Annotated in this window: 23 protein-coding genes; 12 read left to right on the plus strand and 11 right to left on the minus strand. The window is 63.8% G+C overall.

Annotated elements, in window-relative coordinates; genetic code table 11:
* Positions 1-130: 130 nt before the first annotated feature.
* On the minus strand, positions 131-892 hold the full coding sequence (locus tag AC5ZG5_RS26355) for an SDR family oxidoreductase (RefSeq protein WP_456644743.1): 762 nt from the start codon (positions 890-892) through the stop codon (positions 131-133).
* A gap of 89 nt (positions 893-981) precedes the next feature.
* On the opposite strand from AC5ZG5_RS26355, the gene AC5ZG5_RS26360 reads away from it, so the two are divergent.
* On the plus strand, positions 982-2,511 hold the full coding sequence (locus AC5ZG5_RS26360; protein WP_456644742.1) for a malonate--CoA ligase: 1,530 nt from the start codon (positions 982-984) through the stop codon (positions 2,509-2,511).
* Between the two features lie 139 nt (positions 2,512-2,650).
* A complete protein-coding gene (locus AC5ZG5_RS26365; protein WP_456644741.1) occupies positions 2,651-3,040 on the plus strand; it encodes a DUF3658 domain-containing protein in 390 nt (129 codons plus the stop codon).
* Positions 3,041-3,070: 30 nt separating this feature from the next.
* On the opposite strand, the gene AC5ZG5_RS26370 is transcribed toward AC5ZG5_RS26365, so the two are convergent.
* Together AC5ZG5_RS26370 and AC5ZG5_RS26375 are read right to left on the minus strand one after the other, a co-directional pair.
* Positions 3,071-3,931: a sulfite exporter TauE/SafE family protein gene (locus AC5ZG5_RS26370; protein WP_456644749.1), complete on the minus strand. Its 861-nt coding sequence runs from the start codon at positions 3,929-3,931 to the stop codon at positions 3,071-3,073.
* A 17-nt stretch (positions 3,932-3,948) separates the two neighbouring features.
* Positions 3,949-4,188, minus strand: coding sequence for a hypothetical protein (locus AC5ZG5_RS26375; protein ID WP_456644750.1), 240 nt, complete (start codon positions 4,186-4,188; stop codon positions 3,949-3,951).
* Positions 4,189-4,292: 104 nt separating this feature from the next.
* Here AC5ZG5_RS26375 and AC5ZG5_RS26380 point away from each other — a divergent pair, with 104 nt between their 5' ends.
* The 5 genes from AC5ZG5_RS26380 to AC5ZG5_RS26400 all read left to right on the plus strand — a co-directional run bounded on the left by AC5ZG5_RS26380 (position 4,293) and on the right by AC5ZG5_RS26400 (position 8,881).
* Positions 4,293-5,216: a LysR family transcriptional regulator gene (locus tag AC5ZG5_RS26380; RefSeq protein ID WP_456644740.1), complete on the plus strand. Its 924-nt coding sequence runs from the start codon at positions 4,293-4,295 to the stop codon at positions 5,214-5,216.
* 209 nt (positions 5,217-5,425) lie between these two features.
* Complete coding sequence (gene sdhC, locus AC5ZG5_RS26385) at positions 5,426-5,824, plus strand: succinate dehydrogenase, cytochrome b556 subunit (protein WP_028165151.1); 399 nt, start codon at positions 5,426-5,428, stop codon at positions 5,822-5,824.
* Positions 5,825-5,841: 17 nt separating this feature from the next.
* A complete protein-coding gene (gene sdhD / locus AC5ZG5_RS26390; RefSeq protein WP_130229006.1) occupies positions 5,842-6,216 on the plus strand; it encodes a succinate dehydrogenase, hydrophobic membrane anchor protein in 375 nt (124 codons plus the stop codon).
* A 3-nt stretch (positions 6,217-6,219) separates the two neighbouring features.
* Complete coding sequence (gene sdhA / locus AC5ZG5_RS26395) at positions 6,220-8,061, plus strand: succinate dehydrogenase flavoprotein subunit (protein ID WP_456644739.1); 1,842 nt, start codon at positions 6,220-6,222, stop codon at positions 8,059-8,061.
* Between the two features lie 37 nt (positions 8,062-8,098).
* Positions 8,099-8,881, plus strand: coding sequence for a succinate dehydrogenase iron-sulfur subunit (locus AC5ZG5_RS26400; RefSeq protein WP_028165154.1), 783 nt, complete (start codon positions 8,099-8,101; stop codon positions 8,879-8,881).
* Between the two features lie 119 nt (positions 8,882-9,000).
* Here the strand turns inward: AC5ZG5_RS26400 and AC5ZG5_RS26405 are convergent, their stop codons facing one another.
* The 8 genes from AC5ZG5_RS26405 to AC5ZG5_RS26440 form a co-directional block, all read right to left on the minus strand.
* Positions 9,001-10,245 (minus strand): GGDEF domain-containing protein, encoded by a 1,245-nt coding sequence (locus AC5ZG5_RS26405; protein ID WP_456644738.1) that lies wholly within the window; start codon positions 10,243-10,245, stop codon positions 9,001-9,003.
* A gap of 145 nt (positions 10,246-10,390) precedes the next feature.
* On the minus strand, positions 10,391-13,735 hold the full coding sequence (locus AC5ZG5_RS26410; RefSeq protein WP_456644737.1) for an adenylate/guanylate cyclase domain-containing protein: 3,345 nt from the start codon (positions 13,733-13,735) through the stop codon (positions 10,391-10,393).
* A gap of 94 nt (positions 13,736-13,829) precedes the next feature.
* Positions 13,830-14,702, minus strand: a complete 873-nt coding sequence (locus tag AC5ZG5_RS26415) for a hypothetical protein (RefSeq protein WP_051396836.1) — start codon at positions 14,700-14,702, stop codon at positions 13,830-13,832.
* Positions 14,703-14,799: 97 nt separating this feature from the next.
* Positions 14,800-15,171 carry a hypothetical protein gene (locus AC5ZG5_RS26420; RefSeq protein WP_028165157.1) on the minus strand — a complete coding sequence of 124 codons (372 nt, stop codon included), beginning with the start codon at positions 15,169-15,171 and terminating at the stop codon, positions 14,800-14,802.
* Between the two features lie 317 nt (positions 15,172-15,488).
* A complete protein-coding gene (locus AC5ZG5_RS26425) occupies positions 15,489-15,923 on the minus strand; it encodes a cupin domain-containing protein (protein ID WP_456644736.1) in 435 nt (144 codons plus the stop codon).
* A 113-nt stretch (positions 15,924-16,036) separates the two neighbouring features.
* Positions 16,037-16,921 (minus strand): LysR family transcriptional regulator, encoded by an 885-nt coding sequence (locus tag AC5ZG5_RS26430; RefSeq protein WP_456644735.1) that lies wholly within the window; start codon positions 16,919-16,921, stop codon positions 16,037-16,039.
* A gap of 264 nt (positions 16,922-17,185) precedes the next feature.
* Positions 17,186-17,464: a hypothetical protein gene (locus tag AC5ZG5_RS26435; RefSeq protein ID WP_028165159.1), complete on the minus strand. Its 279-nt coding sequence runs from the start codon at positions 17,462-17,464 to the stop codon at positions 17,186-17,188.
* Positions 17,465-17,736: 272 nt separating this feature from the next.
* Complete coding sequence (locus tag AC5ZG5_RS26440; protein ID WP_456644734.1) at positions 17,737-18,210, minus strand: nuclear transport factor 2 family protein; 474 nt, start codon at positions 18,208-18,210, stop codon at positions 17,737-17,739.
* A gap of 225 nt (positions 18,211-18,435) precedes the next feature.
* On the opposite strand from AC5ZG5_RS26440, the gene AC5ZG5_RS26445 reads away from it, so the two are divergent.
* The 5 genes from AC5ZG5_RS26445 to AC5ZG5_RS26465 all read left to right on the plus strand — a co-directional run bounded on the left by AC5ZG5_RS26445 (position 18,436) and on the right by AC5ZG5_RS26465 (position 24,797).
* Complete coding sequence (locus AC5ZG5_RS26445) at positions 18,436-20,580, plus strand: hybrid sensor histidine kinase/response regulator family protein (RefSeq protein WP_456644748.1); 2,145 nt, start codon at positions 18,436-18,438, stop codon at positions 20,578-20,580.
* Between the two features lie 71 nt (positions 20,581-20,651).
* On the plus strand, positions 20,652-21,587 hold the full coding sequence (locus AC5ZG5_RS26450) for a glutathione S-transferase family protein (protein ID WP_456644733.1): 936 nt from the start codon (positions 20,652-20,654) through the stop codon (positions 21,585-21,587).
* 17 nt (positions 21,588-21,604) lie between these two features.
* Complete coding sequence (locus AC5ZG5_RS26455; RefSeq protein WP_456644732.1) at positions 21,605-21,988, plus strand: VOC family protein; 384 nt, start codon at positions 21,605-21,607, stop codon at positions 21,986-21,988.
* Positions 21,989-22,117: 129 nt separating this feature from the next.
* Entirely contained in the window at positions 22,118-22,360 is a 243-nt protein-coding gene (locus tag AC5ZG5_RS26460) for a hypothetical protein (RefSeq protein ID WP_130229005.1), read from the plus strand.
* 199 nt (positions 22,361-22,559) lie between these two features.
* Positions 22,560-24,797 carry an OmpA family protein gene (locus AC5ZG5_RS26465; protein ID WP_456644731.1) on the plus strand — a complete coding sequence of 746 codons (2,238 nt, stop codon included), beginning with the start codon at positions 22,560-22,562 and terminating at the stop codon, positions 24,795-24,797.
* Positions 24,798-24,806 lie beyond the last annotated feature (9 nt).

Raw genomic sequence — 24,806 nt, forward strand, 5'->3', positions numbered from 1 at the left:
CCATCAACCCGCCCTGCCGCCTCAAGCGGCGGGCACCTGTCCCTGATTATCGTGTCTCACGATAAGGGTGCACTTCATGCACCTATCCCGGATTACGCTGCGCTCCATCCGGGCTACAGGGGATCAAAGACTAATCCCTGCTCGTGGGGGTCTGGATGAAGCCGCGGTTGTGGGTCGGGCTGATCAGGATCTCGTTGACGCAGACCCGCGGCGGCAGGCTGGCGACGAAGGCGATGGTGCGGCCGAGATCCTCCGGCTGCAGCATCTTGGCCTGCTCGGCTTCGCTCGGCACCACCGGCCGCAGTTTCAGGATCGGCGTAGCGACCTCGCCGGGCGACAGGCAGCAGGCGCGCAGGCCATTGGCGCATTCATCCATGTTGAAGGAATGGGTCAGCGCCAGCACCGCATGCTTGGTCGTGGTGTAGGCCGGCCCCGGCATCTTCGAGACATGGCGTCCGGCCCAGGAGGCTACGTTGATGATGCAGCCATCCTGCTGCTTGCGCATCGCCGGCAGCACCGCATGCATGCAATACAGCACGCCGTTGAGATTGATCTCGACCAGTCTGTCCCAGCCCTGAAGCTCCATGTCGGCCCAGCTCCGCTTCGGCACGTTGATGCCGGCGCTGTTGACCAGGAGGTCGATGCGGCCATGACGGCCGAGGATCTGGTCGGCGGCCTTGTTGACCTCGTCCTTGTTGCTGACGTCGAGCGGGATGGCCTCGGCCTTGCCGCCCTTCTTGGCGATGTTGGCGACCACCCGGTCCAGCTCCTCCTTGCGGCGGCCCGAGACCACCACCGTCCAGCCGTCAGCCGCCAGGAATTCCGCCCCGGACTCGCCAATCCCGGTGCCGCCGCCCGTCACCCAGGCCACGCGTTTCCCATTATTTGTCATGCAAACTGTCTCCGTTGCTTTCCAAAGGGCGTTTTTGCTAAGCCATTCGCCGGATTTCCCGGCCTTTTCGCCCTTCCAGGGAATGTTGCATGAACACGAGCGCCAACGCCAACCTGTTTTCCCGCCTGTTCGACGGTCTCGAGGATCCGAGCCGGCTCGCGATCGAGCAACTCGACGGCAGTCGCATCAGCTATGCGGACCTGATCGCGCGCACCAGTCAGATGGCGAACGTGCTGGTTTCGCGCGGCGTCAAGGTCGGCGACCGTGTCGCGGCGCAAACCGAAAAATCGGTGCAGGGCCTTGTGCTTTATCTCGCGACTGTGCGCGCCGGCGCGATCTATCTGCCGCTCAACACCGCCTATACGCTGAACGAGCTCGACTACTTCATCAGCGACGCCGAGCCATCGCTGGTGGTGTGCGATCCTTCCAAGGCGGAAGGCATCGGCGCGATCGCGGCGAAAGTCGGCGCCAAGGTCGAGACGCTCGGTGCCGACGGCAAGGGCTCGCTGACGGAGGCCGCCGACAAAGCGAGCCCGGAGTTCAAGACGGTCGCGCGCGGCAATGATGATCTCGCCGCGATCCTCTATACGTCGGGCACCACCGGCCGCTCCAAGGGCGCGATGCTGAGCCACGACAATCTCGCCTCGAACTCGCTGTCGCTGGTCGACTACTGGCGCTTCACCAAGGACGACGTGCTGATCCACGCGCTGCCGATCTATCACACCCACGGCCTGTTCGTGGCCAGCAACGTCACGCTGTTCGCCCGCGCCTCGATGATCTTCCTGCCGAAGTTCGATCCGGACCTGATCACCAAGCTGATGGCGCGCGCCACTGTGCTGATGGGCGTGCCGACCTTCTACACGCGCCTCCTGCAGAATCCCGCGCTGAATAAAGAGACGACAAAGCATATGCGGCTGTTCGTTTCGGGCTCGGCGCCGCTGCTCGCCGACACCCACCGCGAATGGTCCGCGCGCACCGGCCACGCCGTGCTCGAGCGCTACGGCATGACCGAGACCAACATGAACACCTCCAACCCCTATGACGGCGAGCGCGTGCCCGGCGCGGTCGGCTTTCCGCTGCCCGGCGTCTCCGCGCGCGTCACCGACCCTGAGACCGGCAAGGTGCTGCCGGCGGAGACCATCGGCGTGATCGAGGTCAAGGGCCCGAACGTCTTCAAGGGCTATTGGCGGATGCCGGAAAAGACTAAGGCCGAGTTCCGCGACGACGGCTTCTTCATCACCGGCGACCTCGGCAAGATCGACGCCAAGGGCTACGTGCATATCCTCGGCCGCGGCAAGGACCTCGTGATCTCGGGGGGCTTCAACGTCTATCCCAAGGAAATCGAGACCGAGATCGACGGCATGCCCGGCGTGGTCGAATCCGCCGTCATCGGCGTGCCGCATGCCGATTTCGGCGAAGGCGTCACCGCCGTCGTGGTGCGCCAGCCCGGGGCCACGATCGATGAAGCCGCGGTGCTCAACGGGCTCGATGGCCGATTGGCGAAATTCAAGATGCCGAAGCGGGTGTTCATCGTCGACGAACTGCCGCGCAACACCATGGGCAAGGTGCAGAAGAATATTTTGCGGGATACGTATAAGGATATTTATACGAAGAAGTAGGGGCGCACAGCCGCTCCGGGGGACAGAGCTTATGAACCGAGAGCAAGCGGAAGAGATTCACGAATATCTGCTTGACGTTGTTGAGTCGCTCGAGCGAGCAGAGGGAGCGATCTCCAGCCTCGGTGAGGAAGCACGAAGGATGTTCGCCAGCGGTCTTGGGGCAGCCGGCGATGCCGTGTACTACGAGCTACTGTTCGTGCTCTACAAGAAATTCCCGGATCTGAGACCGCCGGATAAGGAGGCTCCGCACATCCTCAGCACGCTTCGCTGGGAAGAGGTTTCGCTTCCCTCTTCGATTTCCGAAGCCGATATCGATGGGATAATCTTTTCGGTGCTGCATTCTCAGTGGCGCAAGACCGCGGCGATCATTGGCTGGGCGCTCGATCGGTGTAGGGAACTGGGACTGGTGGTCAGCGATGAGGTTCTCGCTGCGCGGCTCGGCGCATTGGCCGAAGCCGACTGCATTGAGAGCCAAGGCGATCTCCGCATGTGGCGGCATAGTGAGGTAAGGAAAAAGCCGTCGAACTGACCGTCCGCCGCTGAAAGCGCAGTTCGGCAACTACTGCCCGCTCACGAGGCTGATCGCGAACCGGCCGCCGACGATGAAGAGGTAGGCGCCGAACGCCATCTCCAGCGCCCGCTTCGATAGCGCATGCGCGACCTTCACGCCGAGCGGGGCGGTGACCAGCGTGGTCGGCATCACCAGGATAGCGCCGATCAGCGAGACATAGCCGAGCGCGAACGGGACCTGCAGCGCAAGGACATCGGGAAAGCTCGCCGCGGCCGGCCAGCCGGCATAGACATAGCCGAGCGCGCCGGGGATCGAGATCAGCACCGCGAGCGCCGAAGAGGTTGCGACCGCCTGATGGATCGGGCGGCCGTAGAAGGTCATCAGGAGATTGGCGAACAGGCCACCGCCGATGCCCATCAAGGTCGAGAGCAGACCGACGAAGAAGCCGTAGACGCGCATCAGGAAGCCCTTCGGCAGTTCGTCGCCGAACTTCCAGCCCTCGCGCGCCAATAGCAGCCGCGCCGCGGCCGACCATGCCACCATCACGAATACGATCTTGAACAGCCGCTCCGGCGCAAACCGCGCGGTGACGCTGCCGGCGAGGACACCGAGCACGATCGGAATCCACCAGCGCTTCAGCACCTCCATGTCGACCGCGCCACGCCGGTAATGGGCGCGAAACGAACTGATCGAGGTCGGGATGATGACGGCAAGCGAGGTGCCGATGCAGAGCGGCATCCGCACCTCCACTGGCACCCCGGCCAGACGGAAGCATTCGTAGAACACCGGCACCAGGATCGCGCCGCCGCCGATGCCGAACAGGCCGGCGAGAAAGCCGGACAAGGCCCCAACCGCGATCAGCAGCAATGCGAGTTCAAGGAGTTCGATAAGATCGAGGCCAGCCATGATGTCCCTTGCGCCAGCGTTTAGTCTCTGCAGCCTTGCACGCGCAAGGCCGCCAGAGCCGCCACGGCTGGCGCCGCGAGGATCAGGCTCACCCCGAAGACCGAGGGGTATCGATCGCCCGCCTGAGCCAGCATCGCGGTCCCATCCAGCAACAGCCCTGTAACCGCGAAAACAACCGGACCGATCAGGCCATCGGCCGATCGGTTGTGAAGCAGACGCATCGTCCTGGGATGCGATACGAAGCCGGTACTCCATCCCATCTCAAATTCCTCCATATGACGCCTTCCCGAAGCCTAGACCCTTGTCGAAGGCGGGAGTATCTAACCTCTTTGGTGGTTACCTTTGCGAATTCCGGAAGGATCGGATGGACCAGCTTTCGGCCATGGCGACCTTTGTGCGCGCGGTGGAGACGGGCAGCCTCTCGGCGGCGGCCCGCTCGCTCCCGAGTTCGCTGACCTCGGTCAGCCGCCAGATCTCCGCGCTGGAGCAGCATTTCGGCACCAGGCTGCTATTGCGCACCACGCGGCAGCTCGCGCTGACCGATGATGGCCGGATCCTCTATGAGCGCGCGAAATCGATCCTCGGCGAGGTCAAGGAAATCGAAGCCGCATTGTCACGCGACCGCCACCAGCCCTCGGGACGACTTCGCGTGAGCTGCCCCAGCCTGATGGGACGGCTCGTGATCGCGCCGCTGCTCGCCGAATTCCTGCGCCGCTATCCACTGCTGTCAGTCGATCTGCTGCTGGTCGATCGCGCCGTCGACATGGTCGAGGAAGACGTCCATCTGGCGATCCGTGTCGGCCGCTTGCGGGATTCGCAACTGGTCGCGCGCAAATTCGCCGACCTCAGGATGATCGTGTGCGCCTCACCCGCCTACCTCGCGCGCCACGGCGTGCCGCAGACGCCGCGCGACCTCGCTAGTCATGACTGTCTCGTGTTCTCCGATGCACCCGGCAGCGCCGAGTGGCGCTTCGCGGAGAGCACGAAGGCAGACCGCAAAATCCGCATATCCGGTCGGCTCTGGATGAATAGCCTCGATGCGCTTGCCGCGGCGGCGAAGGAAGGCGCGGGCATTGTGCGCGTGCCGTCGTGGCAGGTCGACGCCGATATCAGGGCTGGCAGCTTGCGGCGCATCCTCGCCGACTACGAACCGCCGCCCACGCCGTTGCACCTCGTGTTTCAGCCATCGCGGCTTGCGTCGCCAAAGACGAGGGCATTTGTCGATTATCTGGTTGAGCGATGGCGAGCCGCCGACCCGTTCGGCGCGCATGCAGTCGCAGCCTTCTAACGGAATCAGAATTCGCTTCTTGGACTGGATCGACCGCCCTGGTATACCAAGCCCCTGATCGGCTTGCTTCATCAATGGTGTAGCAATGAATACCCGTTCGTTTTGCAGGCATTTGGCCGTTGCGCTGTAAGGTTCGACTCCGTAAATAGAATTTATCTACCGCGCTCCCCGATGGGCCGGCCGCGGTCCCACCAAACTCAAAGTCGCTGATGACCGCCAGGATCGAACGACCGCTCTCGCCCCATATACAGACCTATCGCTGGACCCTGACGATGGCGCTTTCCATCGTCCATCGCGCCACGGGAATAGCGCTTTATGCCGGCACGCTGCTGCTCGCCTGGTGGCTGATCGCGGCGGCCTCCGGCCCCAGCGCCTACGCCAATCTGCAGGCTTTCACCGGCAGCTTCATCGGCAAGCTGATCGTGTTCGGCTACACATGGGCGCTGATGCACCATCTGCTCAGCGGCATCAGGCATTTCGTGTGGGACTTGGGCTACGGCTTCAAGGCCAATGAACGGGAAGCCCTGACCTGGGCCGCGCTGATCGGCGGCATCGTGCTCACGGTGCTGATCTGGATCATCGCTTACGCGATCGGAGGCGGACGATGAGCGACTCTCGTTCCTCGATGCGCACGCCGCTCGGCCGCGTCCGCAATCTCGGCGCCTCGCATTCCGGCACCACCGATTTCTGGCGCCAGCGCCTCACCGCTGTCGCGATGACGCTGCTGATCGTGCCGGTGCTGTTCGTGATCCTGACGCTGGTCGGCCGCAACCATGCGGGCGCGACACAGATCCTCGGCTCGCTGCCGATCGCGATCATCCTCTTGCTCTTCATCGTCGCCAGCACCTGGCACATGAAGATCGGCATGCAGGTCGTGATCGAGGACTATGTGCATAACGAGAAGCTGAAGCTCGCCAGCATCATGGCCAACAATTTCTTCTGCGCTGCGGTGGCCTTGGCCTCGATCTACGCGCTCCTTAAATTATCCTCGGGAGTATGAACCATGGCCGCTGAAGGTAACGGCAAGGCCACCAATGGCAGTGGCCCGGCCACGAACGGCAAAGCCTATCCGATCGAAGACCACACCTACGACGTCGTCGTGGTCGGCGCCGGCGGCGCCGGCCTGCGCGCGGTGGTCGGCTGCTCGGAAGCGGGCCTGCGCACCGCCTGCATCACCAAGGTGTTTCCGACCCGCTCGCACACGGTCGCGGCGCAGGGCGGCATCTCGGCCTCGCTCGGCAACATGCATCAGGACGACTGGCGCTGGCACATGTACGACACCGTCAAGGGGTCGGACTGGCTCGGCGACCAGGACGCGATCGAATACATGGTGCGCAACGCGCCGGAGGCGGTCTACGAGCTCGAGCATTGGGGCGTGCCGTTCTCGCGCACCGAGGACGGCAAGATCTACCAGCGTCCGTTCGGCGGCATGACCATCGACTACGGCAAGGGCCAGGCGCAGCGCACCTGCGCCGCCGCCGACCGCACCGGCCACGCGATGCTGCACACGATGTACGGCCAATCGCTGCGGCACGCGGCCGAGTTCTTCATCGAGTTCTTCGCCATCGACCTGATCATGGACGACCAGGGCGTCTGCCGCGGCGTGATCGCGATCAAGCTCGACGACGGCACGCTGCACCGCTTCCGCGCCCAGACCACGATCCTCGCCACCGGGGGCTACGGCCGCGCCTATGCCTCCTGCACCTCGGCCCATACCTGCACGGGCGACGGCGGCGGCATGGTGCTGCGCGCCGGCCTGCCGCTGCAGGACATGGAATTCGTGCAATTCCACCCGACCGGGATCTACGGCGCCGGCTGCCTCGTCACCGAGGGCGCCCGCGGCGAAGGCGGCTATCTCGTCAATTCCGAGGGCGAGCGCTTCATGGAGCGCTATGCGCCATCGGCCAAGGACCTCGCCTCGCGCGACGTGGTCTCGCGCGCGATGACCATCGAGATCCGCGAAGGCCGCGGCGTCGGCAAGAAGAAGGACCACATCTACCTGCACCTCGATCATCTCGATCCGAAGGTGCTGGCCGAGCGGCTGCCCGGCATCTCCGAATCGGCACGGATCTTCGCCAATGTCGACGTCACCCGCGAGCCGATCCCGATCGTGCCGACCGTGCACTACAACATGGGCGGCATCCCCACCAACTTCCACGCCGAAGTGCTGACCAAGCGGGACGGCGACGACAATGCGGTGGTGCCCGGTCTGATGGCGATCGGCGAGGCCGCGTGCGTCTCCGTGCACGGCGCCAACCGGCTCGGCTCCAACTCACTGATCGACCTTGTGGTGTTCGGCCGCGCCGCCGCGCTGCGCTGCGCCGAGAAACTGACCGCCAACGCCAAGCAGCCGGAACTGCCGAAGGATTCCGCCGAGATGGCGCTCGGCCGGCTCGATCATTTCCGCTACGCCTCGGGCGGCACGCCGACGGCGAAGCTGCGCGACAGCATGCAGCATGTGATGCAGACCAATTGCGCGGTGTTCCGCACCGGCGAAGTGCTGCAGGAAGGCAAGAACCTGATCCACAAGGTGCATGGCGGCATTGGCGACATCGCCGTCTCCGACCGCTCGCTGGTGTGGAATTCCGACCTGATCGAGACTCTGGAATTCGACAATCTGATCGTGCAGGCCGTCGTCACCATGGATTCGGCGGCCAATCGCACCGAGAGCCGCGGCGCGCATGCGCGCGAGGACTTCCCGGATCGTGACGACAGGAACTGGATGAAGCACACGCTGGCCTGGCTCGATCAGAAGGGCAACACCACGATCGAGTTCCGCCCGGTGCACGATTACACAATGACCAACGACGTGCAGTATATCCCGCCCAAGGCGCGTGTGTACTGATCGCGCGTAGTGATGACGACAGCGAAGGCTTGCAAGCATGGTTGAATTCGCGCTTCCGAAGAACTCGAAGATCTCAGGCGGCAAGACCTGGCCGAAGCCGGCCGGCGCCACCGAGACGCGCGAGTTCAAGATCTATCGCTGGAATCCGGACGACGGCAAAAATCCGAGCGTCGACACTTATTATGTCGACACCAACGATTGCGGACCGATGGTCTTGGACGGCCTGATCTGGATCAAGAACCACATCGATCCGACGCTGACCTTCCGTCGCTCCTGCCGCGAGGGCGTGTGCGGCTCCTGCGCCATGAACATCGACGGCCAGAACACGCTCGCCTGCACCAAGTCGATGCACGACGTCAAAGACGGCGCGGTGAAGGTCAACCCGCTGCCGCACCAGCCGGTGGTGAAGGACCTTGTCCCCGACCTCACCAATTTCTACGCGCAATACGCCTCGATCGAGCCGTGGCTGAAAACCACAACGCCGACGCCGCAGAAGGAATGGAAGCAGAGCCACGAGGACCGCGAGAAGCTCGACGGCCTCTACGAGTGCATCCTCTGCGCCTGCTGCTCGACCTCGTGCCCGAGCTACTGGTGGAACAGCGAGCGCTTCCTCGGTCCCGCCGCGCTGCTGCAGGCCACGCGCTGGGTCACGGACAGCCGCGATGAGGCCACCGGCGAACGGCTCGACAATCTCGAGGACCCGTTCCGGCTCTATCGCTGCCACACCATCATGAACTGCGCCAAGGCCTGCCCCAAGGGCCTCAACCCCTCCGAAGCGATCGCCGAGCTCAAACTGAAGCTGGTCGAGCGGCAGATGTAAGCCGCCGGCGAACGTTACAGGGACGACGGCCTGCGATAACTCGCGCCACGGGTCAAAAGCACGGGTCGTCTTCGCTCATTCGGGGTACCGATCTACCCTCGAAAGCGGTCATCAAACATTTAAGCGTCCGCGCCGACAACCCCGTTCCTGCCTGACGCCTTCGCCCGATAAAGGGCAGCATCCGCCTTCTCGAGCAGCTCCCGAAAAACCCTGGCATGGGTTGGAAAGGTGGCGATGCCGATGCTGACCGTCACCGGCCGCTGTAGTTCTGGATGAGTGCTGTCGGCCACAGCCGCCCGAATGCGTTCTGCCAGCGCCATGGCGCCTGGGGGCAGCTGCGGGCACAGCAATGCGAACTCTTCCCCGCCATATCGAAACAGCTCGTCACCCTCACGCTTTGAGGCGACAATCGTCTCGGCCACCTTGCGGATCACTCCATCGCCGACGACGTGGCCACGGCTGTCGTTGATCGATTTGAAGTGGTCGATGTCGATCATCATGAGACTAAGCGACAGGCCCGATTGCGAAGCAGCCTGCAGCATTGCCACCCCTTTCGCATCGAACTGCCCACGATCCTGAAGTCCCGTCAGCGCATCCCTGCCAACTCGCTCAGCAAGCTTCTCGTAGCGATGCCGGTAAGTCAGGCGATCGAACACGTCCGCGGCGCGACGCGATTGCACGGGAAGAGGCTCTCGTTCAAAGATGCGGAGATATGCGGTCATCATGAGGCTGAAGAAGGCAGCCGCGGCGACCTTGGCGATCCACCCGCCGTAGAATGCCGATTCTGGCACGCCGGTAAGATGATGCAGCCCCAGGTAGAAGAAAGCCTGGTCGAAGCTCAACACAAGCGCCAGGCTGATGAAGATCCGCCCGGGGACGGTGGTCGTCACCAATTTTCCAAGCCGTTCATAAATGATGACAAGGGCGATCAGATCGATGAACAGCAATAGGCTGCCCCAGACCATGAGCAAGCCCATTTGGTCGATGAAGCGGAGATCCGGATTATAGCCTGGCAAGCTCGCCGGATTGCTATAGAGGCGCAGGAGAAGCCCTAGCGCGATCATCAGAATGTTGCCGCTCAGGAGGCCGTAGATCGGCTGCCGCATCACCTCGGCGTCTTCCTTGATGTAAAGCAGCAGGAAAAAGGCGAGCTTGCCCGTGAACATCACGGTGGACCCCGGCGAGATCAGCCCGAAGGGCAGTTCGATGAAGAAGGTCGCGGCTAAATAGGTCTCGAGGAAGTGCATCGTGCCGAGGAGGCAGAAAAAAACACCAACTCCAATGCTCTGCCTTGCTCTGAAAATGCTCCCCATGACAATGAAATAGATGATGCCATGCGCGAGCAGGACGAGAGAACCGAACATACCGCCGAGAAGCCCCTACCGTGAAAGTCGATCTGTTCCTCTCCCTTGCCATTTTGCTTTGCTCCCCTCAATAGGGCGCGCCGTCGGTGCAAGCAGTACCTTGAAATCCTCCGTTCCCCACATCCCCGGCCATCGCGCGCGAGGATCAGCGCACCGCAGCTTGAACGGCGCGCGCCCTTCTGAGGTCGGCCGTCTCGGCGCCCTCATCGAACCAGCGGCAGATCGGCTCCAATAGCGCGCGCGACGCCTCAAGCTTTCCTTGCGTGCGCCAGAGTTCGGCGAGATCCATCGAGGCGCGCAGCTCCAAGGATTTCGCGCTTTGACCGCAGGCCACTTCGATGGACTTCGTCAGGCACGATTCGGCTTCCAGAATGTTCGACGGGTCGATCGCCAGAAGAAGCTGCGCCTTTTGCCGATGCAATTCCGATTCCCATGACCTGCCGGTCACGTCATCGAGATTGGTCAGGGTCTGCTCGACGATCCATAGCGCGTACTCGTTTTCTCCTGCCCTTGCGTGCATCTCCGCAAGCCAGCTCTCCATCATCGGCAACATGAAGCCGACATTGTTCTGCCGGGCCTCGTCGAGTCCTCGGGCAATCTCGGCGCGAGCCTCTTCGATCCGGCCAAGGTCGCCGACGGCCCGGCCGCGCGAAATTCGCGACAGGATTGCATAGAGCGAAAACCGCTGCTCCCGCGACACCTCGAAGCTCTTTTCGGCGTTCTCGAAGGCGAGATCGGCCTCGCCGCGCAACAGGTGCACGACTGACGTCATGTAATGCGCGAACGCTATGGTGTAGGGGTGGCGAAGATCCCGCGCCAAGGCAAGCGCCTCCGAGACGCGCGCGAGCGCCTGGTCGGGATAGCCGAGGAACCACAAATCCCAGGACAGCAGCAGGAGCGAGGCCGCCTGCGGCTCGACCATGTAGAGATGGTATAGCGGCGGCCTGCCCTTGTTCATCGAAAGCTTGATCGACTCCTCGAAATGGTCCACCGACGATCGAAAGTTCCCGATCGTCAATAGCGTGCTGCCCATCATTCGATGAGCGACCATTCGCGGCACCGCGTCCGGCAACGCCTGGGCCCGCGACATGAACTCATCGGCCATGGCGAGCGCTTCATCATTCTTGCCGGACATCCAGGAATTTCCCCACAACCCGAACAGCGCCTGGAAATATTCGGGAATATTGCCGAGCCGCAGGCACAGGGCCCGCGCCTGCGAAAAGGCTTCGCGGGTATCAGCGGAGGCATAGCCCTGCACCGCGATGAGCGGTATGCCCAACGCCAGTTGGATGTCGATCTCCTGCCTGGTCCGCTCGAGCGTATCAGGCAGGCCGCTCAGAAGCTGAAGCGCCTTTCGAAAATTGGCGATGGCCTCGACATTGGCCGAATGCGCTAGCGCGCGTTGCCCGGACTTGAACCAGCAGCGAATGGCAAGCGGATGATTGCCGGCCTCCTGATGATGATAGGCGAGAACCTCGGGCTGATTTTCGGCGAGCTCCGGGAAATTATGCTCCAGGATCGTGGCGATGTCGGCGTGAAACTGCAGCCGCTTGCTTTTGAGCAGGGAGTCGTAGATCGCATCGCGCAACAGCACGTGCTTGAAGGCGAAACGGACGAACGGCGAAACGTCGACCCGGTAAATGATATCAGCGCGTTCGAGCAATGAGAGCGCCGACAGCATATCCTCCTCGTCGACCTGCGATGCAGCCGACAAGAGGTCATAGGAAAACTCCCGTCCGATCACGGCCGCGATCTGCGCAAGCCGGCGGCTCGGTGCGACCCGGTCGAGCCGTTCCATCAAGGCGTCGCTTAGCGTGTCCGGAACGCGGAGCAAGGCCGGCTGCGCCTTGCGCTCGACGGCACCTCGGCTTCGCAAAGGCGCGCTCAACGTGCTGTTTGTCAGTTCCTCGATGAATAGCGGGACGCCATCGGCCTTTTCGACGATCTGGTCGAGCAACGGCTGGGGCATGCTCGCGCCGCTCAGGAGCTCCCGGATCATTGCCCTGACCTCGCTGTGCGACAGGCGGGTGAGCGAGTGCAGGGTGGTGTTCGCGTGAGTGATCCATGCAGGGCGAAATTCGGGCCGGCAGGATACGATCAGCAGCACGCGGGCGCGGTCGATGCGGCTGGTGGCCAGTTCGAGCAGCTCAAGGGTCGACGCGTCAAGCCAATGCGCATCCTCGAAGATGCACAGCGTCGGGCGCTGGACGGAAAATGCCAAGAGGATGTCGACAAGCGTAGAGATCGTCCTGTTCTTCACTTGCCGCGGCGTCAGTCCTGACAGTTCGAGATCATCTTCCAGCGGGATCGACAACAGTTTCGCGATCAGGGCGACCGGCTCTGCCGAGCCGTCAATCGGGCGCGGAAGGTAGGCCTTGAGCTTTGCAAGCTTGTCGGTATCGGGCTCGCGAGCCGTCAGTTGGGCCGCCTGTTCGATCTGCTCGATCACGGGAAAGAACGCGCTCTGACTGTGATAGGGCGAGCACTGATGGTGAAGCAGGACGTGCGGCTCATCCTCGACACGCGATTTCAGTTCGTGGAGAAGCCTCGATTTCCCGACTCCGGGAATGCCCGAAAGAAACACGACCTGGCCGTCGGCTTCCTTGGCTTTCTGCCACCTGTCGAGCAGCAGGCTAAGCTCGCTCGAGCGCCCGATCAGCGGCGTAAGAGAACCCGCATGCGCCGCCTCGAAGCGGCTCGTGGTGTGCTTTGCCGAGAGCACGCGATAGACGTGAACGGATTCAGTGACACCTTTGAGCTCCTGCAGACCGAGGTCCTGAAAATCAAACGCAGCCGAAACAAGCCGTCTGGTCGATTCCGAAACGACCACCGTATTGGCGGCCGCAAGGGTCTGCAGACGCGCGGCGATATTCGGCGTCTCGCCCACCGCGTCCATCGACCACGTGCCGCTCTCTCCGGTTTCGCCGACCACGACGGGGCCGGAGCAGACACCCACCCGGCACGTCAGGGTGACCGGCCCTGGAATGGTCGCAACTCTGGAAACGATCTCCAGCGCCGCATGCGTGGCGCGAACGGCGTCATCCTCATGCGCATAGGGCCAACCGAAGAACGCCATCGCGCCGTCGCCGAAGTAGCGCGCGACCTCGCCTCCGTAGCGCCGGATCGCGGTGCTGCATTCGCCCCGATACGCGTCAATGAGTTTTTGCAGATCCTCCGGGTCCAGCGCCTCCGAAAGCTGCGTGGACCCCACCAGATCGCTGAACATCACCGTGATCTGACGGAATTCGGCCTCGCGCTGCGGCACGACCGAGGCGGACGCGATGCCGAACTTCGCTGCCGTCAATGCTTCGATGGCCTTCAGCAGCTTCTTGCGATGGCCTAACGAAATAACGCCGAGCTTCCTGAGATCATTGTCGGTCAGATCCGGAAGGACGGAGTATTCGATATTATTGTCGGCGAAGGTTTGGGCGTACTGCCCCAGGCCATGTCCACACAGCCAGTCGGTCACCTCGGTGGTTGTCCTCGCCATTGCAGAGGCCCTCGTCTCTTGTCGCTCGAGGCACGCCAGACTGCGACGACTGCCGTGCCGTTCTGCTCACGCCGAGGGCCGAGCACCGCGCCTCTTACTGTACGAAGGCCCTGCTCAGACGATACGGAAGCGCCTCTCCGACCGCCTGCTGAAGCTCGTCGAGCATCTCCGCCTCGGATTTGAGGAGCTCGTGATTATATCCCTCCGCCATGATCAATGCCGATTCATACGTCTCCTGGACGACCCTGATGCGGTCGCTCGGAGGAAGCGACGCGACGAACTCGATCGTCTCTTCCACATGGGCAACCTCGCTCCCAAGGCAACTGTGACTTCGGAGAAAGCGGGTCGCATCGACGCCGTCAGGGCATAGTGCCTGCACCTTCTCGATATCGGTCTTCTGCTTGAGCGCGGCGATGCGTTCCAGACAGTAGGAATAGCCGATGCAGCCGATCGGGTAGTCCTCGACGCAGAGCTCATCGAACCGCTCGCAGAGCGGCTTGATGCCGTCGGGAATGAAGTTGGCGACCAATCGCTCGGCGGGCAGGCCCAGCGCGCGAAGATCCTTGAGCGCAAGCCGGTCGTGACCAGTCTCCTCGCGCGCACGTTCTTCAAGATAAGCCGCCACTTCCGGCCTCCCCAGTTCGTTGAATCGCCTGGCGGCGCGCTGGAGATTTCGCGGCGTGTGGACAGACGTGTGGTAGGCGCCCACGATGGCAATGATGTAGCCGACAAGCGTCGGCGCCGGGCTGGCGAGGCGCTTTTCAATTCTGGAAAATCCGAGATTGATCGCGCCGTCGAGCAGCCCGATCGTGCTGCCCCTGGCGCCGACGCCCGTCATCGGCGTCGCAAACGGATCTGCGTATTCCTTTGTGCCGCCCGGGAGATGAAACCAGACCTCCCCGGACTCGCGAGCGATGATCGAAATATTGCCGCTAACGTTGACCCACTCCGTGACCAGGGGCGCCATTCCACACCTCCATATCCGAGCGGTCGCGCGCGCAACGTTTCCCGCACGGTGCGCGCGAAACTCGCCAAAAATACAGCTCAGGCCAATCTCGACTGCGCTAGATTCCGTTCGGCGTAATGGCCATCAGCAAGCGCGCTGTCTCGAGCAGAGACAGGTGATGCGGAGGCTGCTCGACGCGCGATCGGTCCGGCACCACGAAAATGACTCCGGTCCCATCAGGGTCCGGGTTGTGACAGCCGTTATTATACTCTTCTTCCGTGAACACGATGGGGTTCGCGAGGAATATGCCCCGGGCCTCGAGCGACGCCTTGGCGTTTGGCGAGGTGCCGTCCGACTGCCGCGTCGTCAACCACTTTTCAAAATCTGGATCGGTCCACGCCTCGACGATCAACTGTGCGAGGGCATCGTTCTGATAAGAAAAATCAGCAACTCTTTCTTGGAGATTAGCGTCCCGGAAGATACCTGCCATAGCGAAGCCCTCCGTAAAATACAGGGGCGCCGTTCTGACGCCCGGTATTTTGGTAGCTTAGTTGTAGAACTCTGCGGTGGCAAGCCAGACTAGCGCCACCGAAAAGGCTGTAAGCATTTGGCGGTCGACGATGAAAGCTGGCCGCGGCCGAACGCCTCGCCGTCAGGGTTTCGCCGCGGCTTCCACGCCGTGAAGCTGGGTGGCTACGATCAATTCGCCGATCTTCCTGCCCAGCTGTTTTCCAACTTCGGTAGAAAACCGATAGTGAAAACCCGCCCGCGCCTGCGGCCATCAGGCGCAGGCCGAGCGCAGAGAACTTAAGGAAGAGGTCCGACGATCGCCTGATCGTGGCGTGCCGCGATGGCGGGCAAGAGATCCATATGCTCCTCCCGGGGATCGGGAATGGCGTGCAGGTCGCGGAAGAATTCTTCGTGGCGGCGCGGCGTGGACACCAGAATATGTCGCGCGTCGGCGTCCCCGACATTGGTGAAGCCGTGGACCGTGCCTCTCGGGACCAGGACGCGTGCGCCCGGCCCTGCCACGGCGGTGCGGTCGCCGATGAGGTATTTCAGTTGGCCTGCGATCACGATGAAGAGCTTGTCTTCGGTGGCGGAGGTGTGCGCGGGTGCGCCGGTGCCGGGCTTGATCGTCATGTCGAGGATCGTGAAGGGGCTCGGATAGGGGTTGATGATCCCGGTGGTGATCCCGGCGAATTCTGTCGTTTCGAATTCCGTGGTGATATCGGCTTGCATGTTCGCTCCAGGGCAAGGTTGCGATCTGACAAACCGCATGTAGCGACCGCGCCGGCCCTGAGTAGCCCTGCCGGTCCGGACAGAGCGGCCAGGATACTGGCCAATCGGGCGCGTCACTGTCCGGCCGCCGCAGCCTCCAGGTGGCGCGCCAGGACTTGCGCGAACGCATTGACCTTGGGATTGAGGTCGGCGCGCGAGGGAAAGGTGAGATGCAGCCGGATCGATCCCGAGAACAGGTTCGGCAGCACGGGTACCACCGCTTTCGACGCAAGCTCGGCTTGGCACAGCGATTGCGGCAGCAGCCCGACGCCTTGATGCAGCAAGACGAACTCACGCACCAGGGCGAAACTGTCCACCGCGAGTTGGAATTGCGGGAACTCGACCCCGTTCTTGAGAGCACGGGACAGCAGGCGACGCAGCTCGGGCCGTTCGGGACCAATCAGCGTGCTCACCTGATGTATGTTGGCCGGCTCGCCGTTCCTGCGCAGATATTCGGCGCTGCCATAGAGGCCGAACTCCATGTCGAGAACGCCCCTGACAAGCGCTTCCTGCGGGTTGGAAGCGCCGATGCGAAGGGCGACGTCGATGTTTTCGGAGACGAGGTCGAGCACGTCGTTCGTGAGCAGCACCTCGAACCGCACGGCGGGATGCGCTTCACGGAATTCGGAAACGGCGCCGGCAATGAGCCCGGGCGGAAAATCCGCCGGCACCGTCAGACGGATTCCACCGCCATAGGGGCTGCCTGCCTTGCCCAGGCCGTCGAGCGCGCCGGCGAGGGAGGCCAGAGCCTCCGCAGAGCGTCCGTACAGTTCGGCGCCTTCCGTGGTGAGCGAGAAAGCGCGAGTCGAACGCTTGAAAAGGCGCACGCCGAGTGTCCTTTCCAAGGTCCGGATGCGCAAACTGACGGACGAGCGCGGGGTGTTGGTCTGACGTGCGGCCGCCGCAAATCCGCCAGCCCGCACGACAGCGACAAAGGTTTGAAGAGAGTTGAGGTCCATTCGGCGCGCCTTTTGTCACGCCAAATTCGGATGTCGTCGCATCGGCCGGGCCGAAATCACGCATGTCATATGATTTATCCGCGATCTGCGGGCAGACGGACGAAGCACGTCGTGGCGGAAGAGGATTGATGTGGTTGCCGGCTTCAATGACGTTGCGGAGCTACAGGATCGTTTCAACGAATCGGAGATGAGTTACATTCGAAATGTTGTCCCGTGCGTCACACCGGCCAGGACGCACGGGACCACAAATGCGGCGCACGAAACTCAACAGCCGTGGCAGATCGTGAGCTTGCGATCGACAGCGCGATCCTCTTCGCTGATTTGCTCGAGCTCGTTCGTGTTCTGCGACGGCAGGTCCTTCGCATGGGGCTGACGATGGCCGACCGGCGCAGGCCACGGCAGACCTAACGTCCGTGATGAGGCATCGGACATGCCTGACGAGACGGCCGAGGGCGATGGTTTCGCCAGTCCCACCGTCTCGGCCGTGGCCGTGCGACCAGAGAGTAAAGCTGCCAGAAGCACTGCTCCGATCATCTCACGCATGATTGCTCTCCAAAGCTTCGATTGCCGTTGGTGTCATCGGCTGACCTCCTTCCGATATGGAGCGGCCAGAATCGGCGCGGCTTGCTACAGCGTGATTTCAATCATTCGGGAGAAGAGTTGCGGTTGTAAGAACCGACCAGCTAGCCGTGATGAACTGCGGGCGAACGACCCGACGATCTGTTCTTGCACCGCCTAAGCAATAGGCACTCCGCGCGTCGATAGATCATCGACGCGTGCCATGGAGCGTGGGTTGCCACTCCGAACAGAGACGTTCAAAGCCCGAGGTCGGAAAGCCCCGGGTGATTGGCGGGACGAGGTCCCGAACGGTCCCAGTGGTATTTGCGATCGGACTCCTTGATGGGGAGATCGTTGATGCAGGCGAACCGTTTTTGCATCAGCCCGTTCTCGGCAAATTCCCAGTTCTCGTTGCCGTAGGAGCGAAACCAGTTTCCGGAATCGTCGTGCCACTCATAGGCGAAACGTACGGCGATCCGGTTCTCGGTGAACGCCCAGAGCTCCTTGATCAGGCGGTAGTCGAGCTCCTTGACCCATTTCCGCGTGAGAAACGCGACGATCTCGGCGCGGCCGTTGATGAATTCCGATCGGTTTCGCCAGTAGCTGTCCAGGCTGTAGGCGAGCGACACCCTTTCCGGATTACAGGAATTCCAGCCGTCTTCCGCGCCGCGCACTTTCTGCACGGCAGTCTCATGGGTGAAGGGTGGAAAGGGGGGACGGCTCTCAGCCATGTACGATCTCCATTTCTAGCTCGGCCCGGGTCCGGCGCATGGCACGCGAGTGTGCCCGGGCGGCTCATCCTTATCTTTCCGAAGCACGCGCCAGCTTTCCATAATGCACGATAGCTTGTGATGCGAGGGACGGAACTGGCGGCGATGGCGGCCAGCAAGCCGCGTCAGCTCCCCTTCCTTCCGAGCCGAATTTTGCGTTAAGGTTGCGGAGGATCCGGAGTGCCCGTGCAGACCGCACAACGCCATTCGCTGAAGTTGTTGCAATGGATGATGGCCGCTTCCCTGGCCCTTCCGCTGGCGCTCTTTGTTTTTGCTTCGGCGATCTCCTGGAATTCAATCAACCAGGCCGCCGACCGGGAAATCGAGCGCACGCTCGATGTCGCGCACGAGCACGCGCTGAAAGTGTTCGAGACCATCAACCGCAGCCTGTCGGAGATCGCGGAAATCATTCGCGGCCTTCCCGACGACGCGATCCGTTCGCGTGAAGAGAGCCTGCACGAGCGGCTGAAGCAGCTCACGGCATCGCTGCCCCAGGTGAAATCGGCCTGGGTCTTCGACGCCAGGGGCCACGCTCTGGTCAACAGCCTGGTGGCCCCGGCGCCCGACATCGATTTCTCGGACCGAGCGTATTTCAGGGCCCATGCCGCCGGCGACGTCGGCACCCATATCGGCGACGTGCTGACGCCGCGGCCGCCCTACCGGGGCGCACCATTCTTCGGCGTCAGCCGTCGGCGGTCGACCGAGACAGGCGACTTTGCCGGCGTGATCCAGGCATCGGTTCTGCCCGAGTATTTCGAGAATTTCTACGCGCGGATCGGCCGCGAACCCGGCAGCTTCTTCGCGCTCGGGCGCACCGACGGCGCGATGCTGGCTGGCTATCCGACGGCCGACCGCGAGTTCCGCCTCGACCCTGACGGGCCGGTCGGGCAGAAGCTTGCCGCGATTCCCGATGGCGGCCTGATCACCGTCACATCCCCGGCCGACGGCATCGAACGCCGTCTCGGTTATCGGCGGCTCGCCGAATATCCGATCTATGTCAGCGCGGGGCTCGAGACCTCGGCGATCCGCGCGCGCTGGCTCGCAACCATCGGCCAGCACCTGATCTTCGGCGTGCCCGCCACCGCGCTGTTGTTCCTGCTGCTCGCTCTGGCGCTGCGGCGGACGCGACGCCTGCATGAGGAGGCCGAAAGACGCCAGGAAGCCGAAGAGGCGCTGAAGCATGGGCAACGGCTGGAGGCCCTCGGCCAGCTCACCGGTGGCGTCGCGCACGACTTCAACAATCTGCTGACCGTGATCCGCGCCTCCATCGACATGTTGCGGCGGCCGAACCTTCCGGAGCAGCGGCGGCTGCGCTACATCGATGCGATTTCGGAGACGGTCAACCGGGCCTCGAAACTGACCGGCCAACTGCTCGCCTTCGCCCGACGACAGACGCTCAAGCCTGAACTGTTCGACGTCGGCCAGAGCGTGCAGGTGCTGGGCGAGATGATCGGAACGCTGGTCGGGCCGCGGATCGAGATCGTCACCAGGCTGCCGGACGAACCCTGCTTCATCAACGCCGATGCCGGCCAGTTCGAGACCGCGATCATCAACATGGCCGTCAATGCCCGTGACGCCATGAATGGTGCCGGCCGGCTGACGATCGCGGTGCGTCGCGCAGCCGAACTGCCCGTTGCCGATGGCCATCCGCCGGCGCCGCACGGCTATGTCGCGGTGGCGGTCGGGGACGTCGGCATCGGCATTCCGCAGGATCAGCTCGGGCGCATCTTCGAGCCGTTCTTCACCACCAAGCAGATCGGTCAGGGCACCGGGCTCGGGCTGTCGCAGGTATTCGGATTCGCCAAGCAGTCCGGCGGCGAGATTGTCGTCGTCAGCGAGGTCGGCAAGGGCTCTACCTTTACGCTCTATCTGCCTCGCGCCGCGGCCACGGGTCCGACATTGCAGTTCGCGGCCGCGGATGCGCCGCCGGTCGACGGCAGCGGCATGTCGGTGCTGGTGGTCGAGGACAATATCGAGGTCGGCAGGTTTACAGCCGATGCGCTCGCCGAACTCGGCTACGCCGCGACCCTGGTCGAGAGCGCTACGCAGGCGCTGGACGCGTTGGCCGGCGACGCCGCCCGCTTCGACGTGGTGTTCACCGACGTCGCCATGCCCGGCATAAGCGGCGTCGAGCTCGCCCAGGAAATCCGCCGCCGCTGCCCGGACCTGCCGGTCGTGCTGACCAGCGGCTACAGCCAGGTGCTGGCGCAGCGAGGCAGCTATGGGTTCGACTTCCTGCAAAAGCCGTATTCGATCGAGCAGCTCTCGCACGCGCTGCACAAGGTCTCCCGGCCGAAACCAACACGCACACCGACGGCGGCGTCGTCCTGACGCGCGCCGGTCCATTGTAACCGGTCTGGGCCGGGGTTAGCCTTCCGTCGGCGTCTATCCAGGAGGGAACGATGAGTCCCGACTACCCGGTCATCCTCCATCATTTTCCTCAATCGCCGTTCTCGGAGAAGATCCGCCTGATCCTGGCGCTGAAGAACGTGACATGGACCTCGGTGCTGATTTCCCGGATCATGCCCCGTCCGGATCTGATGCCGCTGACGGGAGGCTACCGGCGGACCCCGGTGCTGCAGATCGGCGCCGACATCTATTGCGATACCCAATGCATCGTCCGCGAACTGGAACGGCGCTATCCGCAGCCGACGCTGTTCCCGAGCGGGTATTACGGGCTTGCCGCCGCGACAGCGATGTGGACCGACCGGCCGTTCTTCCAGAACACCGTCAACCTGATCTTCGGCTCGGTGGCCGACAATGTGCCGCAGGAGTTCATCGACGACCGCGAAAAGCTGCGCGGCGCCAAATTTGATGTTGCCGCCATGCGGGAAGCGATCCCGCAGATGCGCGATCAGTTTCGTGCCCACCTGCAATGGATCGAAGCCCAGCTTCGCAACGGCCATAGCTGGATGTGCGGCGATCGCGCCAGCCTGTGCGACGTCAACGCCTACATGAACATCTGGTACGTGCGCACCAACCTTCCCGACCTCGACAAGATGCTGTTCGAATTCCCTGCAACGCGATCATGGGAGGCGCGCATTCGCGCCATCGAGCACAAGCCATGCAAGGAAATCTCGCCCGCCTCCGCGCTCGAAATCGCCGCCAATGCTGCGCCGCGGACCACCGTGCTGGCCGACCCTTACGATCCCAACCACCGCAAGCCGGGCGACCAGGTCGAGGTGATGCCCGATGACTACGGCAAGATCAAAGTGAGCGGCGAGATCGTTTCCCTGTCTTCGCAGCATATCGCGATCCGCAGGCACGACCCCCGCGCCGGCGAGGTGGTGGTGCACTTCCCGCGGGCCGGCTTTCTGGTGTTTGATCAGGGCAGATAGGCCGAAGGAGTTGCTTGATGATCGATCACATCGGTTTTCCGGTTTCCGACTATCAGCGTTCCCTGGCGTTCTATCAGCAGGCGCTCGCGCCGCTCGACTACACGCTGATCATGGAAGTCACGCAGGAGAACGGCGCTGACCGGGCGGCCGGCTTCGGCGCGGGCGGCAAGCCGGATTTCTGGATCGGCGGTGAAGGCGGGCTTGAAAAGCCGCTGCATGTCGCGATCGTGGCAAAGGACCGCGCAACCGTGGATGCCTTCTACAAGGCAGCGATCGCAGCCGGCGGACGCGACAATGGCGCGCCCGGTATCCGCGCGCACTATCATCCCAACTATTACGGCGCGTTCGTGCTCGACCCCGACGGCCACAACATCGAAGCGGTCTGCCACGCGCCGGAATAGTTCCGGGCTTGGACCGCCGGAACATCACAGCATGCGTGCCGTTATCGTTCTTCCGAAACAGAAACGGAGCGAACCATGACGCGTGATGATCCGCGCGCCGCGATCGGAAACAACGGCACGGTTACGTAGATGCCGATCGAACCGCCCGAGGTTCCGCCGCCGACACCAGGCACGCCGAGCGAACCACCTCCCGGAATCCCTCCGGGGAGTCCGCGCCCTGAGGTGCCGCCGCCGGCACGTGAGCCCGGCGAACCGCCAGTACCTGACGAACTGCCCGGCAAGCTGCCGGATGAATTGCCGATTCGCGGGCCGAACGGACCGCCTCCGCCGAATCCGACCGATGCCGCGGAACCACGCAAGCAACAATGGTGAGATCGCGATTTGCAAGTCTCGTCTGAATGAGCAATGAACAAGTTTGCTTGCAAGTCATTGCAACGCTGAAATAAAAAGCCTTTCCCCTTTGTCGCCCGCCACATTGCGGCCTAACGAATAACCGTTGATCCGACCGCCGAGCTATTCGGCCCCCGCCCATCCTCCTTCCTTACCAAGAACTTTCCCGGGACCTGCAATCATGACAAACCTCCGCCTCGTGCTGCTTGCCACGACCGCATTGACGGTGACGCAGCTAGCCAGCTTCGCATCGCATGCGCAAACCGCGCCACTCGTCGTGGCACAGGCAGCGGCGCCGAAGGAAGAACTCGGCCCCGACGGAAAGCCGAAGCAGCCACCGAAGGCAGCGCCGCCGGCCGGCGCGCCGAAACAGCCCGCACCGCCGCAGCACCCAGGCGCGCCGGCTCCTGGCGCCGCGCCACACCCATCTGCACCGCCGCCGGCTGCTGCACCGGCACGCCCCACGCCGCAGCCTCCCGCCGCTGCACCGGAGCGGCCGACGCCGCCGGCTACCGCTCCGGGACGACCGACGCCACCTCCAGCCGCTGCTCCAGAACGGCCGACGCCGCCGGCTGCCGCTCCGACGCGGCCGACACCGCCTCCAGCCGCTGCTCCAGAACGGCCAACGCCTCCGGCTGCCGCCCCGGCGCGGCCGACGCCGCCTCCGGCAGCAGCGCCGCACACTCCGACGCCGCCAACTGCAGCGCCGCCGGCGCGCACGCAGCCGCCCACGCCTCCATCCGCGGCGACGCCACCGGCTACGCCCGCGACCCCGGCCACTCCGACGCCACCGCGCGGTGCGCAAAAGGAAGTGCCGCCCGCCGGCGCCAAGCAGCCCGCCGCTGCGCCGACGCAGCCTCATCCCGCGCCTGCGGCAACGCCGACACCCGCAACGCCGCCAGCCGCGGGAAGTCCGTCTCCGACGCCTTCGCCGGCACGGCCTGGCGCAGCGACGACGACACCTCCCGCCGCCGGTGCGCCGGCGAGCCAGCCTCCCGCTGCAGGCACGCCTCCCGCCGGCGCCAAGCAGCCCGGGGCGGCCCCCGCCACGCCGACGCAGACTCGGCCTGCGCCTGCGGCAACGCCGACACCCGCAACGCCGCCGGCCGCGGGAAGCCCGTCTCCGACGCCTTCGCCGGTGCGGCCTGGCGCAGCGACGACGACACCTCCTGCCGCCGGCACGCCAGCGAGCCCGCCTCCCGCTGCAGGCACGCCGCCTGCCGGCGCACCCGCTGCCGGAACTCCGACTGCGCCGCCCCAAGCCGGCCTCCCGCCCCGGCCTGCAGCTCCTCCCCCCGGAGCCGCCGCGCCGACCGTCGTCCCTGGCACGCCCGCCGCAGCGCCACCGCCCAACAGGGCGCAATACGCGCCGCCGACGATTGCGCCGGCCTTCCGGGCGGCACCTACGGTCGCAGCGCCGCTGCCACCACCGCCGCGTCCGCCGCAGCGTGACCTGACGCCGCTCGCGATCGGTGCGGGCGTGGTGGCCGGCGCCGTGATCGGCGCGACAATCGCCGACCTCCGCAACCAGCGACAGGAAGTCGTCGAAGGCGGCCGTACCGTCTACACCGAGCCGGATCGCATCATCATCCGCGACCCGAGTGGGCAGGAGTACGTCCGCGGCAACGATCTCTATCGCTTCCGCTATGGCGCTCGCGACATCCGGAGCGAGACGATCGGCGGCGAAACCCGCACCGTCGTGGTCCGTCCCGACGGCAGCGAGGTGATCACCGTGGTTGGAGCGGACGGTACGCTGCTGCGGCGAATCCGCAGGGACCCCGGCGGGCGCGAGATCGTCATCATCGACAACAGCTACCGCGATCCGCGGGCGGTCGGCGGCTTCTATGTCGACGTGCCGCCGCCGGTGGTCAACATTCCCTACGATCGCTACATCGTCGACGCCCAGGAGGCGTCGCCGGACGTGATCTACGAGACCATGGAGGCACCGCCGGTACAACGGATCGAACGGCGCTATTCGCTCGACGAGATCCGCTACAGCCCCAATGTTCGCATGCAAATGCCGAGCATCGACGTCAACACGATCAACTTCGAGACGGGATCGTGGACTATCCCGCCGGACCAGGCGGCTCGGCTGCAGGTGATCGCCGACGGCCTCAACCGCGCGATCCAGCGCAACCCGCGCGAGGTGTTCCTGATCGAGGGACACACCGACGCGGTCGGCAACGACGTCGACAATCTGTCATTGTCGGATCGCCGTGCGCAGTCCGCGGCTGAATTGCTGACCCAGCAGTTCGGTGTGCCGGCGGAGAACCTGACGTCGCAGGGCTACGGCAAGCAGTATCTGAAGGAGCAGACGGACGGACCGAGTCGCATCAACCGGCGCGTCACTGTCCGCCGCATCACCCCGCTGCTCAACGGCGGCACCGCTTCACTGCCACCACCCAGCACACCGCGCTGAGGCGAGCGA

Source organism: Bradyrhizobium sp. Ses1 (assembly GCF_059512365.1).

Coding starts and splice junctions, on each gene's coding strand:
- AC5ZG5_RS26355 (WP_456644743.1), bottom strand. CDS start 892: ATGACAAATAATGGGAAACGCGTGGCCTGGGTGACGGGCGGCGGCACC.
- AC5ZG5_RS26360 (WP_456644742.1), top strand. CDS start 982: ATGAACACGAGCGCCAACGCCAACCTGTTTTCCCGCCTGTTCGACGGT.
- AC5ZG5_RS26365 (WP_456644741.1), top strand. CDS start 2,651: ATGTTCGCCAGCGGTCTTGGGGCAGCCGGCGATGCCGTGTACTACGAG.
- AC5ZG5_RS26375 (WP_456644750.1), bottom strand. CDS start 4,188: ATGGGATGGAGTACCGGCTTCGTATCGCATCCCAGGACGATGCGTCTG.
- AC5ZG5_RS26380 (WP_456644740.1), top strand. CDS start 4,293: ATGGACCAGCTTTCGGCCATGGCGACCTTTGTGCGCGCGGTGGAGACG.
- sdhC (WP_028165151.1), top strand. CDS start 5,426: ATGACCGCCAGGATCGAACGACCGCTCTCGCCCCATATACAGACCTAT.
- sdhD (WP_130229006.1), top strand. CDS start 5,842: ATGCGCACGCCGCTCGGCCGCGTCCGCAATCTCGGCGCCTCGCATTCC.
- sdhA (WP_456644739.1), top strand. CDS start 6,220: ATGGCCGCTGAAGGTAACGGCAAGGCCACCAATGGCAGTGGCCCGGCC.
- AC5ZG5_RS26400 (WP_028165154.1), top strand. CDS start 8,099: ATGGTTGAATTCGCGCTTCCGAAGAACTCGAAGATCTCAGGCGGCAAG.
- AC5ZG5_RS26405 (WP_456644738.1), bottom strand. CDS start 10,245: ATGTTCGGTTCTCTCGTCCTGCTCGCGCATGGCATCATCTATTTCATT.
- AC5ZG5_RS26410 (WP_456644737.1), bottom strand. CDS start 13,735: ATGGCGAGGACAACCACCGAGGTGACCGACTGGCTGTGTGGACATGGC.
- AC5ZG5_RS26415 (WP_051396836.1), bottom strand. CDS start 14,702: ATGGCGCCCCTGGTCACGGAGTGGGTCAACGTTAGCGGCAATATTTCG.
- AC5ZG5_RS26420 (WP_028165157.1), bottom strand. CDS start 15,171: ATGGCAGGTATCTTCCGGGACGCTAATCTCCAAGAAAGAGTTGCTGAT.
- AC5ZG5_RS26425 (WP_456644736.1), bottom strand. CDS start 15,923: ATGCAAGCCGATATCACCACGGAATTCGAAACGACAGAATTCGCCGGG.
- AC5ZG5_RS26430 (WP_456644735.1), bottom strand. CDS start 16,921: ATGGACCTCAACTCTCTTCAAACCTTTGTCGCTGTCGTGCGGGCTGGC.
- AC5ZG5_RS26435 (WP_028165159.1), bottom strand. CDS start 17,464: ATGCGTGAGATGATCGGAGCAGTGCTTCTGGCAGCTTTACTCTCTGGT.
- AC5ZG5_RS26440 (WP_456644734.1), bottom strand. CDS start 18,210: ATGGCTGAGAGCCGTCCCCCCTTTCCACCCTTCACCCATGAGACTGCC.
- AC5ZG5_RS26450 (WP_456644733.1), top strand. CDS start 20,652: ATGAGTCCCGACTACCCGGTCATCCTCCATCATTTTCCTCAATCGCCG.
- AC5ZG5_RS26455 (WP_456644732.1), top strand. CDS start 21,605: ATGATCGATCACATCGGTTTTCCGGTTTCCGACTATCAGCGTTCCCTG.
- AC5ZG5_RS26460 (WP_130229005.1), top strand. CDS start 22,118: ATGCCGATCGAACCGCCCGAGGTTCCGCCGCCGACACCAGGCACGCCG.
- AC5ZG5_RS26465 (WP_456644731.1), top strand. CDS start 22,560: ATGACAAACCTCCGCCTCGTGCTGCTTGCCACGACCGCATTGACGGTG.